The 16,406-nt window shown below is 60.9% G+C and carries 9 protein-coding genes, 2 tRNA genes and 3 rRNA genes; 5 read left to right on the forward strand and 9 right to left on the reverse strand.

All coding sequences use genetic code 11. The features are described 5' to 3' along the window. Positions 1 to 85: 85 nt before the first annotated feature. Positions 86 to 532 carry a MaoC family dehydratase gene (locus tag dqs_RS16405; RefSeq protein WP_011766919.1) on the forward strand — a complete coding sequence of 149 codons (447 nt, stop codon included), beginning with the start codon at positions 86 to 88 and terminating at the stop codon, positions 530 to 532. Between the two features lie 254 nt (positions 533 to 786). Here the strand turns inward: dqs_RS16405 and rrf are convergent. The 6 genes from rrf to dqs_RS16435 form a co-directional block, all read right to left on the reverse strand. Next, positions 787 to 899, reverse strand: a 5S ribosomal RNA gene (rrf, locus tag dqs_RS16410). Positions 900 to 1,005: 106 nt separating this feature from the next. After that, positions 1,006 to 3,890 (reverse strand): 23S ribosomal RNA (locus dqs_RS16415). 264 nt (positions 3,891 to 4,154) lie between these two features. After that, positions 4,155 to 4,230 (reverse strand) — tRNA-Ala (locus tag dqs_RS16420). Positions 4,231 to 4,257: 27 nt separating this feature from the next. Then, positions 4,258 to 4,334 (reverse strand) — tRNA-Ile (locus dqs_RS16425). A 72-nt stretch (positions 4,335 to 4,406) separates the two neighbouring features. Next, a 16S ribosomal RNA gene (locus dqs_RS16430) occupies positions 4,407 to 5,942 on the reverse strand. Together the 16S, 23S and 5S rRNA genes with 2 tRNA genes alongside form the textbook arrangement of a ribosomal RNA operon. A 262-nt stretch (positions 5,943 to 6,204) precedes the next feature. Further along, positions 6,205 to 7,449 carry a hypothetical protein gene (locus tag dqs_RS16435; RefSeq protein ID WP_157108207.1) on the reverse strand — a complete coding sequence of 415 codons (1,245 nt, stop codon included), beginning with the start codon at positions 7,447 to 7,449 and terminating at the stop codon, positions 6,205 to 6,207. 269 nt (positions 7,450 to 7,718) lie between these two features. On the opposite strand from dqs_RS16435, the gene dqs_RS16440 reads away from it, so the two are divergent. Together dqs_RS16440 and dqs_RS16445 are read left to right on the forward strand one after the other, a co-directional pair. Further along, positions 7,719 to 8,513, forward strand: coding sequence for a thymidylate synthase (locus tag dqs_RS16440; RefSeq protein WP_065341164.1), 795 nt, complete (start codon positions 7,719 to 7,721; stop codon positions 8,511 to 8,513). Continuing rightward, positions 8,510 to 9,004, forward strand: a complete 495-nt coding sequence (locus dqs_RS16445) for a dihydrofolate reductase (protein WP_065341165.1) — start codon at positions 8,510 to 8,512, stop codon at positions 9,002 to 9,004. The genes dqs_RS16440 and dqs_RS16445 overlap by 4 nt, the downstream gene beginning before the upstream one ends. Before the next feature lie 49 nt (positions 9,005 to 9,053). Here dqs_RS16445 and dqs_RS16450 read toward each other — a convergent pair whose 3' ends face one another. The 3 genes from dqs_RS16450 to apbC form a co-directional block, all read right to left on the reverse strand. Then, positions 9,054 to 11,297 carry an arginine/lysine/ornithine decarboxylase gene (locus tag dqs_RS16450; RefSeq protein ID WP_065341166.1) on the reverse strand — a complete coding sequence of 748 codons (2,244 nt, stop codon included), beginning with the start codon at positions 11,295 to 11,297 and terminating at the stop codon, positions 9,054 to 9,056. Positions 11,298 to 11,463: 166 nt separating this feature from the next. Then, positions 11,464 to 12,030, reverse strand: coding sequence for a dCTP deaminase (gene dcd / locus dqs_RS16455; protein ID WP_011766924.1), 567 nt, complete (start codon positions 12,028 to 12,030; stop codon positions 11,464 to 11,466). Between the two features lie 102 nt (positions 12,031 to 12,132). After that, entirely contained in the window at positions 12,133 to 13,224 is a 1,092-nt protein-coding gene (apbC, locus tag dqs_RS16460) for an iron-sulfur cluster carrier protein ApbC (RefSeq protein ID WP_065341167.1), read from the reverse strand. A 224-nt stretch (positions 13,225 to 13,448) separates the two neighbouring features. Between apbC and dqs_RS16465 the strand changes: the two genes are divergently transcribed. Continuing rightward, complete coding sequence (locus tag dqs_RS16465) at positions 13,449 to 14,030, forward strand: OmpA family protein (protein WP_065341168.1); 582 nt, start codon at positions 13,449 to 13,451, stop codon at positions 14,028 to 14,030. Positions 14,031 to 14,114: 84 nt separating this feature from the next. Continuing rightward, positions 14,115 to 16,286: a methionine--tRNA ligase gene (gene metG / locus dqs_RS16470; RefSeq protein WP_065341169.1), complete on the forward strand. Its 2,172-nt coding sequence runs from the start codon at positions 14,115 to 14,117 to the stop codon at positions 16,284 to 16,286. The last annotated feature ends 120 nt before the right edge of the window (positions 16,287 to 16,406 follow it).

The raw sequence follows: 16,406 nt of genomic DNA on the forward strand, positions 1-16,406 counted from the left end.
TAGATTTTATTATATCTTTGTATTATCGCTATCACACATCCAGTACAGATGCATCGCCTGTATCACACTCTCCTACGAGGTAGCCATGACCGAAAACACGCGTGACTTCAGTGCTCTTTATGGACTCCGGTTCGAGGACCTTGCGGTGGGAATGGAGGCTTCCTTGTCCCGCACTGTCACGGAGGCGGATATTGGGGGGTTTGCGGGACTGTCAGGAGACACCAATCCGGTGCACCTGGACGCGGAGTTTGCCGCGAGCACCATGTTTGGCGGGCGGATCGCCCACGGAATGCTCGCCGGAGCCTATATTTCTGCGGTATTCGGCACCAAGCTCCCAGGCCCTGGATGCATCTACCTGAGTCAGCAACTCAAGTTTCGTGCTCCGGTGAAGGTCGGCGATACGGTGGTGGCGCGAGTGCAAGTGAAAGAACTGAAGCCCGAACGGCGCCGGGCCGTATTCACCACAGTATGTACGGCAGGAGGCCAGGTCGTCGTTGAAGGCGAGGCAGAGCTTCTTATACCCGCCCGTTAAGGGGAGACGGGGAAGGCTCCTGCATCGTCGGACGCGCTCGAACACCCGCCGTTTCAATCCACGCAGGGAGATTAACCGAAGACTCCCTGCGTCATATCGACCCCCGGTTGTCGCCGTTCATCCCTATTTCGGCTGCGGGCCGAAAACTCCGCGTTCAGGCTATCGAGCAAGGAGCGCGCGCTGCTCGTGGAGCGGTCTTTTCTCCAATAAAAAAAGCCCGCACGATAGATCGTGCGGGCTTTTTTTTGTAGTTAGTCTGACGATGACCTACTTTCACGAGCGCGGGCTCACTATCATCGGCGCGGTCTTGTTTCACGGTCCTGTTCGGGATGGGAAGGGGTGGTACCAAGACGCTATGGTCGTCAGACTTTGACTTGTTGCCTGGCAGGGGGTGGTCTGCCTGGCCAAATTGGGAAGAAGCGTTATGGTTGCGTGACTGCGTCGTCGAGTTTGACGCTGTGTATCAAGGTTATAGGATCAAGCCTCACGGGCAATTAGTATCGGTTAGCTTAACGCATTACTGCGCTTCCACACCCGACCTATCAACGTGGTGGTCTTCCACGACCCTTCAGGGGGATCGAGTCCCCAGGGAAGTCTCATCTTGAGGCGAGTTTCCCGCTTAGATGCTTTCAGCGGTTATCTCTTCCGCACTTAGCTACCCGGCGATGCGACTGGCGTCACAACCGGTACACCAGAGGTGCGTCCACTCCGGTCCTCTCGTACTAGGAGCAGGTCCCCTCAAACTTCCAGCGCCCACGGCAGATAGGGACCAAACTGTCTCACGACGTTTTAAACCCAGCTCACGTACCACTTTAAATGGCGAACAGCCATACCCTTGGGACCGGCTACAGCCCCAGGATGTGATGAGCCGACATCGAGGTGCCAAACTCCGCCGTCGATGTGAACTCTTGGGCGGAATCAGCCTGTTATCCCCAGAGTACCTTTTATCCGTTGAGCGATGGCCCTTCCATACAGAACCACCGGATCACTATGTCCTGCTTTCGCACCTGCTCGACTTGTCGGTCTCGCAGTCAAGCCTCCTTTTGCCATTGCACTATCAGTACGATGTCCGACCGTACCTAGGAGACCTTCGAACTCCTCCGTTACCTTTTGGGAGGAGACCGCCCCAGTCAAACTGCCTACCATGCACTGTTCCCGACCCGGATTCACGGGCCTGGGTTAGAACCTCAACGACACCAGGGTGGTATTTCAAGGACGGCTCCACCAGAACTAGCGTCCTGGCTTCAAAGCCTCCCACCTATCCTACACAAGTCCCGTCAAAGTCCAATGCAAAGCTACAGTAAAGGTTCATGGGGTCTTTCCGTCTAGCCGCGGGGAGATTGCATCTTCACAAACATTTCAACTTCGCTGAGTCTCAGGAGGAGACAGTGTGGCCATCGTTACGCCATTCGTGCAGGTCGGAACTTACCCGACAAGGAATTTCGCTACCTTAGGACCGTTATAGTTACGGCCGCCGTTTACCGGGGCTTCGATCAAGAGCTTGCACCCCATCACTTAACCTTCCGGCACCGGGCAGGCGTCACACCCTATACGTCCACTTTCGTGTTTGCAGAGTGCTGTGTTTTTAATAAACAGTCGCAGCCACCGATTCTCTGCGGCCCCTTCGCCCTTCGGATGTACTCCTACAAGCTAATGGGGCATACCTTCTCCCGAAGTTACGGTATCAATTTGCCGAGTTCCTTCTCCTGAGTTCTCTCAAGCGCCTTGGTATTTTCAACCTGCCCACCTGTGTCGGTTTGCGGTACGGTCGATTCTAGACTGAAGCTTAGAGGCTTTTCCTGGAAGCAGGGTATCAACCACTTCGCGAACAAGTTCGCTCGTCATCACGCCTCAGCTCAGCTCTCCGGATTTGCCTAGAGAGCACGCCTACACGCTTAAACCGGGACGTCCAACACCCGGCCGGCCTAACCTTCTCCGTCCCCCCATCGCATCTAGAACCGGTACAGGAATATTGACCTGTTTCCCATCGACTACGCATTTCTGCCTCGCCTTAGGGGCCGACTCACCCTGCGCCGATGAACGTTGCGCAGGAAACCTTGGGCTTTCGGCGAGGGTGCTTTTCACACCCTTTATCGCTACTCATGTCAGCATTCGCACTTCCGATACCTCCAGCATCCCTTACGAGACACCTTCGCAGGCTTACGGAACGCTCCCCTACCACGTGTCAAAGACACATCCGCAGCTTCGGTTCATGGCTTGAGCCCCGTTACATCTTCCGCGCAGGACGACTCGACTAGTGAGCTATTACGCTTTCTTTAAAGGGTGGCTGCTTCTAAGCCAACCTCCTAGCTGTCTATGCCTTCCCACCTCGTTTGCCACTTAGCCATGCATTTGGGACCTTAGCTGGCGGTCTGGGTTGTTTCCCTCTTGACACCGGACGTTAGCACCCGATGTCTGTCTGCCGTATATCACTTTGCGGTATTCGGAGTTTGCTATCGCGGGGTAGATCGCAGTGACCCCCCCAACGATTACAGTGCTCTACCCCCGCAAGTGTCCGTACGACGCACTACCTAAATAGTTTTCGGGGAGAACCAGCTATTTCCGGATTTGTTTAGCCTTTCACCCCTATCCACAGCTCATCCCCTAGTTTTTCAACACTAGTGGGTTCGGACCTCCAGTGCGTGTTACCGCACCTTCATCCTGGCCATGGATAGATCATCCGGTTTCGGGTCTACGCCCAGCGACTATGTCGCCCTTATCAGACTCGCTTTCGCTACGCCTCCCCTATTCGGTTAAGCTCGCCACTGAACGTAAGTCGCTGACCCATTATACAAAAGGTACGCAGTCACCCGTTTCCAGGCTCCCACTGTTTGTATGCATGCGGTTTCAGGATCTATTTCACTCCCCTCCCGGGGTTCTTTTCGCCTTTCCCTCACGGTACTGGTTCACTATCGGTCGATCACGAGTATTTAGCCTTGGAGGATGGTCCCCCCATCTTCAGACAGGATTACACGTGTCCCGCCCTACTTGTCGCACGCTCAGACCCGCCACCGGCTTTTCGCATACGGGACTATCACCCTGTATCGTCGGACTTTCCAGACCGTTTTGCTAAGCTGATGGTTTAGTCGTGCAGGCTCTTCCCCGTTCGCTCGCCACTACTTGGGGAATCTCGGTTGATTTCTTTTCCTACGGCTACTTAGATGTTTCAGTTCGCCGCGTTCGCTTCCACGTACCTATGGATTCAGTACGGGATGACCCTTGCGGGCCGGGTTTCCCCATTCGGATATCGGGGGATCAAAGCTCCATTGCCAGCTCCCCCCCGCTTTTCGCAGGCTTGCACGTCCTTCATCGCCTGTGATCGCCAAGGCATCCACCACATGCACTTAGTCGCTTGATCCTATAACCTTGGACCCTCGACTCACTGGCGTGAGCTGAAGATCCGGTCACAGGTCGAACTCGTTTGTGCGATCAGGACTGTGCTGACTACGCAGCCCTGATCAATGCAATCACACAACCCGTGCAACACATCGTTGATGTGCTGCACTAACTTCTTCCAATTTGTTAAAGAGCGAACCTCTGGCGTTGGCCAAGAGGTCAGGCATGCTCACGCGTTCGATGCGCATGACTGACGTCTCGGATGAAGCACGGTACTGCGGGCGACTGGTGGAGCTGGTCGGGATCGAACCGACGACCTACGGCTTGCAAAGCCGCCGCTCTCCCAGCTGAGCTACAGCCCCTTGTCTGACTTGTGCCTGGACAAGGACTGGTGGGTCTGGTTGGGTTCGAACCAACGACCCCCGCCTTATCAAGACGGTGCTCTAACCAGCTGAGCTACAGACCCTCGTGCTTCGAGGCTCTTCGCTTGAACAACCGATAAGGTGTGGATACTTGGCCGAAGATGGCTTTTCTCTTGAAAGGAGGTGATCCAGCCGCACCTTCCGATACGGCTACCTTGTTACGACTTCACCCCAGTCATGAATCTCACCGTGGTAAGCGCCCTCCCGAAGGTTAAGCTACCTACTTCTGGTGAAACCCACTCCCATGGTGTGACGGGCGGTGTGTACAAGACCCGGGAACGTATTCACCGCAGCATGCTGATCTGCGATTACTAGCGATTCCGACTTCACGCAGTCGAGTTGCAGACTACGATCCGGACTACGATCGGCTTTAAGGGATTAGCTCCACCTCGCGGTTTGGCAACCCTCTGTACCGACCATTGTATGACGTGTGAAGCCCTACCCATAAGGGCCATGAGGACTTGACGTCATCCCCACCTTCCTCCGGTTTGTCACCGGCAGTCTCATTAAAGTGCCCAACTGAATGATGGCAATTAATGACAAGGGTTGCGCTCGTTGCGGGACTTAACCCAACATCTCACGACACGAGCTGACGACAGCCATGCAGCACCTGTGTCCTGGTTCCCGAAGGCACCCTCGGCTCTCACCAAGGTTCCAGGCATGTCAAGGGTAGGTAAGGTTTTTCGCGTTGCATCGAATTAATCCACATCATCCACCGCTTGTGCGGGTCCCCGTCAATTCCTTTGAGTTTTAACCTTGCGGCCGTACTCCCCAGGCGGTCAACTTCACGCGTTAGCTGCGTTACTCACAGAGTTACCTCTACGAACAACTAGTTGACATCGTTTAGGGCGTGGACTACCAGGGTATCTAATCCTGTTTGCTCCCCACGCTTTCGTGCATGAGCGTCAGTACAGGCCCAGGGGGCTGCCTTCGCCATCGGTGTTCCTCCACATCTCTACGCATTTCACTGCTACACGTGGAATTCCACCCCCCTCTGCCGTACTCTAGCCTTGCAGTCACAAGCGCAGTTCCCAGGTTAAGCCCGGGGATTTCACACCTGTCTTACAAAACCGCCTGCGCACGCTTTACGCCCAGTAATTCCGATTAACGCTCGCACCCTACGTATTACCGCGGCTGCTGGCACGTAGTTAGCCGGTGCTTCTTCTTACGGTACCGTCATCCACGCGGGATATTAGCCCGCGCGATTTCTTTCCGTCCGAAAGAGCTTTACAACCCGAAGGCCTTCTTCACTCACGCGGCATGGCTGGATCAGGCTTTCGCCCATTGTCCAAAATTCCCCACTGCTGCCTCCCGTAGGAGTCTGGGCCGTGTCTCAGTCCCAGTGTGGCGGATCATCCTCTCAGACCCGCTACAGATCGTCGCCTTGGTGAGCCTTTACCTCACCAACTAGCTAATCTGACATCGGCCGCTCCAATCACGTGAGGTCTTGCGATCCCCCACTTTCCCCCTCAGGGCGTATGCGGTATTAGCTACGCTTTCGCGTAGTTATCCCCCATGACTGGGCACGTTCCGATGCATTACTCACCCGTTCGCCACTCGCCGGCGGGCCGAAGCCCCCGCTGCCGTTCGACTTGCATGTGTAAAGCATGCCGCCAGCGTTCAATCTGAGCCAGGATCAAACTCTTAAGTTCAATCCATACAAAGCACTCAAAGTCATTACTGACATGAGCACCTAATCATTGCGAAACAAAACCGCCGAAGCGGCTCGCCACACAACAACCAAGCACCCACACTTATCGGTTGTTCAACTTTTTAAAGAGCGCTGCAATCGCTGCAGCAGAGAAACGAGATTATGGACACCAACAGCAAAGTCGTCAACCGGGAAATGAAGAAAATCCAAAAAATTTCGCACGAGACACTCTCCCGCCCTGCTTCCCGGTGACGCGACCGAGCTTACAGCACCTGATACACCCGGAGTTCCACCCCACCTTCTTCCGCACGGAGGTCGATCGGTTTCAGTTTCTGGAGCTTCTTGTCGACGGTGACAAAAACAGGCACGCCAGCCCTGAGTGCGCTCTTCGGCACCGCGAGGCGAACCGCTTCACCCTTTATCACTGGATCAAAGAGGATCGCCTGGTGAGGCTGACTGCCGTCGTCCACTTCAACGGTGGCCGGGCGCGTCGATAAGGTTTCGATACCGACCTCGGCGCCCTTGTCCATCTGAAGCACCCGTCGAACAATCCCGACGTGCCACTGAAGCCCGTCGTTGGGTCGAAAGCTGACGAGTTCTCCGCGAAGAGGCGTAGCAGCAACATCCTGCCCCTGCGCGAAAGCACCGACGCCGCCTCGGCTGAGATCGCGAAGCGTCCATTCGACCGGGGTTGCTGAATCGCTGCCCGACTTTAGCAGGCCGCCGATCTCGGCCAATCCTCGTACCACCGATAACGAACCACTGACAACGTGTCGCCGAAACCGGCGCAAGGGTGGCGCGGGCGACCAATGCGCCAACAGGTGCCGCAAGCCTTCTTGCAGGTCGGCCAGCGGCTGGATCGGCAGCAGGCGCCGCTCTCCGCGCTCGAGACGACCGGACAGCCCGGCGAGATAGCGAGCCGCCGCCTCGGTCGCGAAATACCAGACCCGCGCAGAAGCTCCTGCAGCAAAACGGGTTGGACTGAACCCACGCTCGGGGTCGAGGCTGTATTGACTAGCCGATGCCTCACGGTCCAAAGCTAGAAACGGAAGACATACATCGATCAGCCTGGAGACGTCGTATCCGTCGCGCGGATGAAGCTGATCCAGCCCTGCCGCGTAGAAAGCGCACGCCCGGAGCAAGAGGCGAGCAGGTCCCGCCTCGTCGCCGGCCACTACTGAGCGGATCGCCGCGGCCCGTTCGAAGTTCGCGCCCAGCAGGTACCAGACCGCGTCTGGAACGGCGCGCCGAGCAAGACGACTCCACAGCACGAACTCCACGGCGCACGCCGATCGTTCCTCTGCACCTTCCGCACCCACGGAAGCATAACTGTCGAACAGGTGAAGAAACGCCTGGCGAACCTCGGCACACAGGAGGACCGCTTCGTCCGCCTCCGAGGGCCAGGACAGGCCGACGTCCCCGGCAAGGGCGCTACGCAGGGCGCCATGAAGACGATCAAGGACATCGAGCCGAACCTCGGCTCCGCCGCTGGCTTGCTCGTTGATCACGGCTATCGCCTCGCGTAGCGCGGAGCCCGCCGCTACCATGGACGCGTCGCCGCCGGTGAAATCGAATGCAGCCCCTGAATGTGCCATAGCTAGTCCCGCTCCACGGATGAGGCCGGCGCAAAGTTCCATGTAGGGGCACGACCCTCAACCGGTGCACATTAGCACAATGTTTAAGTCATAAAGCACCGCCCGGGTACGGCGGGCCGCGGCAGCGACCTCGCGATTTCCACGCCTTCCGCAGTTAGAATCAAGGGCTTTTGGAGCGCCTCATGCAGCAATACCTCGACCTCATGCGGCATGTCCTTGAGCACGGGGACCGCAAGACGGACCGGACAGGCACGGGAACGGTGTCGGTGTTCGGCTGGCAGATGCGGTTCCGCCTTGCCGAAGGCTTTCCGCTACTCACCACCAAGAAACTCCACACCCGCTCGATCATCCACGAATTGCTGTGGTTCATTCGGGGCGATACGAACATCCGGTACCTGAAGGACCACGGCGTTTCGATCTGGGACGAATGGGCCGACGAGAACGGGGATCTCGGACCTGTTTACGGAAAGCAGTGGCGTCGCTGGGAGACCGCCGACGGGCGGAGCGTGGACCAGCTCGCGCAACTGGTCGACGGCATCAAGCGCAACCCCGACTCGCGCCGGCACATCGTGTCCGCATGGAACCCGGGCGAAGTCGGCAGCATGGCCCTGCCGCCGTGCCACGCGCTGTTCCAGTTCTACGTTGCCGGCGGCCGGCTGTCCTGCCAGCTCTATCAGCGCAGTGCCGACATCTTCCTCGGCGTGCCCTTCAATATTGCGTCCTACGCCCTGCTCACAATGATGGTGGCGCAGGTGTGCGACCTTGAGCCTGGCGACTTCGTGTGGACGGGCGGAGATTGCCATCTCTATCTCAACCATTTGCAGCAAGCCGAGGAGCAGCTTCAGCGCACGCCCTACCCCTTGCCGCGGATGATCCTGAACCCCGAGGTGCGCGACCTGTTCGCATTCCGCTTCGAAGACTTCACGCTGGAGGGCTACACCGCCCATCCGCACATCAAGGCGCCTGTCGCTGTATGACGACTCCACGCTCCCTCACCTTCGTCGTCGCGATCGCTTCCAACGGCGTGATCGGCCGAAACAACGCGCTGCCCTGGCGGCTGAAGGCCGACCTGGCGCACTTCAAGGCTGTCACCCTGGGTCACCCGATCGTGATGGGTCGCAAGACCTGGGAATCGCTCGGCCGCCCATTGCCGGGTCGGCGCAACATGGTGGTCACGCGCAACGCGGATTACCGGGCGATCGGCGCGGAGGTCTTTGCCACGCCGGAGGCCGCGGTTAATGCGGTGGCGGAGGGCCCCCTGTTCGTGATCGGAGGCGCCCAGTTGTACAAGGAACTGCTGCCGATGGCTGACCGGCTGCTGATCACCGAAGTCCTCGCCGACGTAGAAGGCGATGCCTACTTTCCGCCCTTCAACCTCGAAGCATTCCGCGAATGCAGCCGCGAACACCACCCCGCGGATGCCGACAACCAATTCGCGTTCGACATCGTCGACTACCGCCGCCGCTAAACGACTACGGCCCCTAGGGGGCCGTAGTGTCAGCTGCACCGATACCGATCTAGTCCGACGCTACGCAATCCACGTAGTAACGGCCGTCGTCTCCCTTCACCAGCCCGTGGATGTCGGTTTCGAACCCGGGGAAGCGGGCGTTGAAATCGCGTGCGAACTGCAGATAGCGCACGATCGTCGGATTGAAGCGCTCGCCCGGAATCAGCAGGGGAATACCCGGCGGATACGGCGTTACCAGCATCGCGGTGACGCGATCCTCCAGTTCGTCGATCAGAACCCGTTCGATTTCACGGTGCGCCATCTTGGCGAAGGCGTCGGCCGGTTTCATCGCGGGCACCATGTCCGACAGGTACATCTCGGTGGTCAGCCGTGCCACGTCGTGAGCCTTGTAGAAGCTGTGGATCTGCGCGCACAGGTCCTTCAACCCCACTTTCTCGTAGCGCGGATGCTTGGCAATGAAGTCCGGCATCACGCGCCACAAGGGCTGGTTGCGATCGTAGTCGTCCTTGAACTGCTGGAGTTCGGTCACCAACGTGTTCCAGCGCCCCTTGGTGATGCCGATCGTGAACATGATGAAGAACGAATACAGCCCGGTCTTCTCGACGATGATCCCGTGCTCGGCGAGGTAGCGCGTCAGAATGCCCGCCGGGATCCCCCAGTCGGCAAAGTCGCCGTCGACGTCGAGCCCGGGGGTGATCACGGTGGCCTTGATCGGGTCGAGCATGTTGAAGCCCGGCGCCAAGTCGCCGAAGCCGTGCCAGCGTTCGCCGTTCTTCAGCATCCAGTCGTCACGCTCGCCCAGACCTTCCTCGGCGAGATACTCCGGGCCCCACACCCGGAACCACCAGTCGGATTCGCCGAACTCGGCATCCACCTTGCGCATCGCACGGCGGAACTCGACCGCCTCCGCCAGTGATTCATCCACCAGCGCGGCACCGCCCGGCGGCTCCATCATCGCCGCCGCCACGTCGCAGGACGCGATGATCGCGTACTGCGGCGAGGTGGAGGTGTGCATCAGATAGGCCTCGTTGAAGATGTCGCGGTCGAGCTTGCGGGTCTGCGAGTCCTGCACCAGGATTTGCGACGCCTGGCTGAGGCCGGCGAGCAGCTTGTGGGTCGATTGCGTCGAGAAGATCATCGACTCGCGGCAGCGCGGACGATCCTCGCCGATCGCGTGGTAGTCGCCGTAGAAGTCGTGGAAGGCCGCGTGCGGCAGCCAGGCTTCATCGAAGTGCAGCGTGTCGATCTTGCCGTCGAGCATCTCCTTGATGGTCTCGACGTTGTACACCACGCCGTCGTAAGTCGACTGGGTGATGGTGAGGATGCGCGGCTTCTTGCTCTTCGCTTCGCGTGCGAACGGGTTGGCCTCGATCTTCTTCTGGATGTTCTCCATCGAGAACTCTTCGAGCGGGATCGGGCCGATGATGCCGTAGTGGTTGCGGGTCGGCGTCAGGAACACCGGCACCGCGCCGGTCATGATGATGGAGTGCAGGATGGACTTGTGGCAGTTGCGGTCGACGACGACGATGTCGCCGGGCGCCACCGTGGTGTGCCACACCATCTTGTTCGAGGTCGAAGTGCCGTTGGTGACGAAGTACAGGTGATCGCAGTTGAAGATGCGCGCCGCGTTACGCTCGGACGCAGCCACCGGGCCGGTGTGGTCGAGCAACTGGCCGAGTTCATCCACCGCGTTGCAGACGTCCGCCCGCAGCATGTTCTCGCCGAAGAACTGGTGGAACATCTGCCCGACCGGACTCTTCAGGAACGCGACGCCCCCGGAGTGGCCCGGGCAGTGCCAGGAATACGAGCCGTCCGCCGCGTAGTGCGTCAGCGCGCGGAAGAACGGCGGCGGCAGCGACTCGAGGTAGTTGCGCGCCTCGCGCACGACGTAGCGCGCGATGAACTCCGGCGTGTCCTCGAACATGTGGATGAAGCCGTGCATCTCGCGCAGCACGTCGTTCGGAATATGACGGCTGGTGCGCGTCTCCCCGTGCAGGAAGATCGGGATGTCGGCGTTGCGCAGGCGGATCTCCTCGACGAAGCTGCGCAGGTCGGCAATTGCCTTGGCTGAGGCCTCTGGCGAGGAAAACTCTTCATCGTCGATCGACAGGATGAAGCCCGAACCGCGGCTCTGCTGCTGGGCGAAAGAGGTCAGGTCGCCATAGCTCGTGACCCCGAGCACCTCCATGCCCTCTTCCTCGATGGCTGTGGCGAGCGCGCGGATGCCCAGCCCCGAGGTGTTCTCGGAGCGGAAGTCCTCGTCGATGATGATGATCGGAAAATGGAATCGCATCCTTGGTCTCTCCAGCAGCCGTCCCGTGCGGGACTGCCGTGCATCTTAAACGCGTGTTGTTTACGCGACGTCGGCAGAAGTAGAAAAGGGCCGACTGACGGCCCCCGGCGTATTTCCCGTGCAACAACCCCGCTTCGCACCCAATGCGGCGCGGGGTGTTCCATGATCAGATCTTGGGCAGCGTGACACCCGTTTGCCCGAAATACTTGCCCCCACGATCCTTGTAGGAGGTTTCGCACTCTTCATCGGATTCGAAGAAGAGCATCTGCGCGACGCCTTCATTGGCGTAGATCTTCGCCGGCAGCGGCGTGGTGTTGGAAAACTCAAGCGTCACGTGGCCCTCCCATTCCGGCTCCAGCGGGGTCACGTTGACGATGATGCCGCAGCGCGCATAGGTACTCTTTCCCAGACAGACCGTGAGCACGTTGCGCGGGATGCGGAAAAACTCCACCGTGCGGGCAAGCGCGAAGGAGTTGGGCGGGATGATGCAGACGTCACCAACGAAATCGACGAAGTTACGCGCATCGAAGTCCTTCGGATCGACGATGGTCGAGTTGATGTTGGTGAAGATCTTGAATTCGTTCGCGCACCGCACATCGTAGCCGTAGCTGGAGGTGCCGTAGGACACGATCTTGCCGCCTTCGTTGCTGCGGACCAGCTCGGGCGCGAACGGCGCGATCATCCCTTGCTGCTCCGCCATGCGGCGGATCCACTTGTCGGACTTGATGGACATCTGGCGCGGCTTCCTGTGCGGCCCCGAGGACCGGGTGCGAAAAATCGGCAAGTGTAGGGCATGCGCCGCCGCAGGAAAAGCAAGCTGCGGCGGCGGCGCCGATCAGGTGTTCTGGATCACGATGTTGGGGAACTTGTGCGTCATGTCCTTCGCCTTCTCGGCGATGTGCACCGCCACCTTGCGCGCGATTTCCTTGTAGATGGCCGCGATACGGCCGTCCGGGTCGGACACCACGGTGGGCGCCCCGCTGTCCGCCTCCTTGCGGATCTGCAGATCGAGCGGCAGCGCGCCGAGGAAGGGAATGTCGTAGTCGGCACACAGCTTCTGCCCGCCGCCGGTACCGAAGATGTGCTCCTCGTGGCCGCAGTTCGAACAGATGTGGATGCTCATGTTCTCGACCACGCCGAGGATGGGCACGCCCACCTTCTCGAACATCTTGATGCCCTTGCGCGCGTCGAGCAGCGCGATGTCCTGCGGCGTGGTCACGATCACCGACCCCGTCACCGGCACGCTCTGCGACAGCGTCAGCTGGATGTCGCCGGTGCCCGGCGGCATGTCGATGACGAGGTAGTCGAGATCCTTCCAGTGGGTTTCCTTCAGCAACTGGTTGAGCGCCTGCGTGGCCATCGGGCCGCGCCACACCATCGGGGTGTCCTGGTCGATCAGGAAGCCGATCGACATCGTCTGGATGCCGTAGGCCTCCAGCGGCTCCATGGTCTTGCCGTCCAGCGACTCCGGGCGACGATCGCCGATGCCAAGCATCTGCGGTTGCGACGGGCCGTAGATGTCGGCATCCAGGATGCCGACCTGCGCGCCCTCGGCCGCAAGCGCGAGCGCCAGGTTGGCCGCGGTGGTGCTCTTGCCGACGCCCCCCTTGCCGGAGGCCACGGCGATGATGTTGCGTACGCCGGGCAGCAGCTTCACGCCGTGCTGAACGGCATGCGCCACCACGCGGCTGGTGACCTTGATGTCCACCTTGCCGATGCCGGGCAGCGCGGCGAGCGCGCCGGCCAGCATGGCCCGGATCGGCTCGTGCTGGCTGCGTGCGGGATAGCCCAGCTCGACCTCGAAGCTCACATCGCCGCCGCTGACCTTGAGGTTGCGGACACAGCGGGTGGTGATGAGATCCTTGCCGGTGTTGGGGTCGATGACGGCCTTCAGTGCTTCGCTGACGGTTTCCGGGGTCAAACTCATGTTGGGGGTCCTCAATGATCGCGCCGCCCGAGCGCAAGGGCGGGAACATCGGGATGATACCGGAGCGCCAGCCGGCGCTCACACCAAAACCCCACCGCCACGCCAGGCGGTCTTAACGGCGGGCGTCGGACGCGGCATCATCGCGTCCCTGCCGGCACCCGTGAGAAAATGCCGACGGCAACGACCGGACCGATCCTCTTTGACGACGTACATCCTCCACCACCATGCGTAATCCACAATCCCTGCTCTCCGCCCTGACCGCGGCCTCCGCCGCGCTGCTGATCAGCGCCTGCGCCACCGGCGACGCCACCCGTCCGAGCGAAGGCGGCAGCACGCCCCCGGCCGCCGAGAAGCGCGCCGCCAGCACCGCGAAGATCGACTGGGCCGCGCTTCAGAAAGAACTGAGCGGCGCGCTGCGCGGCGTCCAGGACGCCGAGGTCGGCGAAGCCACCGCCGACGGTATCCATCTGCGCATCCCGGTCAGCAACGGCTTTGCCTCCGGCGGCAGCGAGCCGCGACCGGCACTGACCAAGGTGCTCGATTCGCTGGTCGCCCCGCTCGCCGCGCGGCCCGGCGTCGGAATCAAGGTCATCGGCCATACCGACGGCCTCGGCAGCGAGATGTACAACCTCAAGCTCTCCATCCAGCGCGCCGAAGCGGTGATGGAATACCTGCGTAGCCGCGGTATCGCGTTCGACCGGCTGTCGGCCGACGGCAAGGGCGAGACCGAGCCGATCGCCGACAACGCCAAGGAGGCCACCCGCGCCCGCAACCGGCGCGTCGAGATCGTGCTGCGCGCGATCTGATCCACCACGGGAGGCGAGGATGGGCGCGGGAAGCATGGCGCGCTTTGTTAAACTCGCGGCTTTGATTCCAGCCCGCCTCCCGCCATGTCCCGCAAGATCCTCGTCACCAACGCCCTGCCCTACGCCAACGGCGACATCCACCTCGGCCACCTCGTCGGCTACATCCAGGGCGACATCTGGGTGCGATTCCAGCGCATGCGCGGCAACTCGGTGCACTACGTGTGCGCCGACGATACCCACGGCACGCCGATCATGCTGCGCGCGGAGAAGGAAGGCATCACCCCCGAACAGCTGATCGACCGGGTGCATGGCGAGCACCTGCGCGACTTCACCGACTTCGGCGTCGGCTTCGATCACTACCACTCCACCCACAGCGCCGAAAACCGCGCTTACGCCGAAGAGATCTACGGCAAGCTGCTCGGTGCGGGCTTCATCGAAACGCGCTCGATCGAGCAGTTCTACGACCCGGTCAAGGAAATGTTCCTGCCGGACCGCTTCATCAAGGGCGAATGCCCCAAGTGCGGGGCCGGCGACCAGTACGGCGACAACTGCGAGGTCTGTGGCGCCGCCTACGCGCCCACCGAGCTGAAGAATCCCTACTCCGCGGTGTCCGGCGCAAAGCCGGTGCTGCGCACCAGCGAGCACTACTTCTTCCGCCTGTCCGACCCGCGCGCGGTCGAGTTCCTGCGCGACTGGACGCGCGGCACCAACGCCGGCGGCGAACGCCGCCTGCAGGCCGAAGCGGCCAACAAGATGAAGGAATGGCTCGGCGAGGCGGGCGAGAACAAGCTCTCGGACTGGGACATCTCGCGCGACGCGCCCTACTTCGGCTTCGAGATTCCCGGCGCGCCCGGCAAGTATTTCTACGTCTGGCTGGACGCCCCGATCGGCTACCTCGCCAGCTTCCGCCACTATGCCGAGCGCCGCGGCGACATCGCCGTGGCGGACTACACCGACGCCGCGCGCGCGGAAAGCCAGGGCACCGAGCTGGTGCACTTCATCGGCAAGGACATCCTCTACTTCCACGCGCTGTTCTGGCCGGCGATGCTGAAATTCGCCGGCTACCGCACGCCCACCCAGCTTTGCGTGAACGGTTTCCTGACGGTGGACGGCGCCAAGATGTCCAAGAGCCGCGGCACCTTCATCACCGCGCGCTCCTACATCGTGCAGGGCCTCAACCCGGAATGGCTGCGCTACTACTTCGCCAGCAAGTCCAACGGCACCATGGAAGACGTCGATCTCAACCTCGACGACATGATCGCCAAGGTCAATTCCGACCTGGTCGGCAAGTACGTGAACATCGCCAGCCGCTGCGCGGGCTTCATCGCCAAGCGCTTCGACGGCAAGCTCGGCGCGAGTGACCCGAAGGCCACCGCCGACTTCGAATCCGCCTACGAATCCGCGCAGATCGCCCAGGCTTACGAGGAACGCGACTACGGCCGCGCGCTGCGCGAGATCATGCGGCTGGCCGACCTGGCCAACCAGTACGTCAACGACCACAAGCCGTGGGAACTCGCCAAGCAGGACGGCCAGGACGCGCAGCTTCACGTGGTCTGCAGCACCGCGCTGACGCTGTTCCGCGACCTGACGCTGTACCTCAAGCCGGTGCTGCCGGGGCTGGCCGCCAAGGTGGAAGCCTTTCTCGCGCTGCCGCCGCTGCAGTGGAACGACAGCTGGAAGCCGCTGCCGGCCGGGCACGCGATCACCGCGTACCAGCACCTGATGACGCGCGTCGAACGCAAACAGATCGACGCCCTGCTGGAAGCCAACCGCGAATCCCTCGCACCGGCTTCGGCCACGGCGCCCGCGAAGGACGCCAAGCCGGCCAAGGAAGCGGGTTCGCAACAGCGCCACGCCGAAAAGCAGCAGCACGCGGCCGGCGTCAGCGAAACCGCGTCGCCGCACATCTCGATCGACGACTTCACCAAGGTCGATCTGCGCATCGCGAAGATCGTGGATGCGCAGCACGTCGAAGGCGCCGACAAACTCATCCGGCTGCAGCTCGACATCGGTGAAACCGACGAAGCGGGCAATCCGAAGCCGCGCCAGGTCTTCGCCGGCATCAAGTCCGCCTACGACCCTGCCGCGCTTGTCGGCCGGCTGACCGTGATGGTGGCCAACCTCGCCCCGCGCAAGATGAAGTTCGGCATGAGCGAAGGCATGGTGCTCGCCGCCTCCGATCCGGACGGCAAGACGGGCGGGCTCTACATCCTCGCGCCCGACGAGGGCGCGCAGGCCGGCATGCGGGTCAAGTAAGCCGTCCGTCGCGCTTTAACCAAAGTTCTACGTGCCGCGGGTGGACAAAGTCCGCCCGCTGGCCGAAAAATAGCAGCACCTTCCCACCCGTCCCCGCCATGCCACTGACGCAATCGAAAC

This window comes from Azoarcus olearius, from assembly GCF_001682385.1.
GTDB classification, from domain to species: domain Bacteria; phylum Pseudomonadota; class Gammaproteobacteria; order Burkholderiales; family Rhodocyclaceae; genus Azoarcus; species Azoarcus olearius.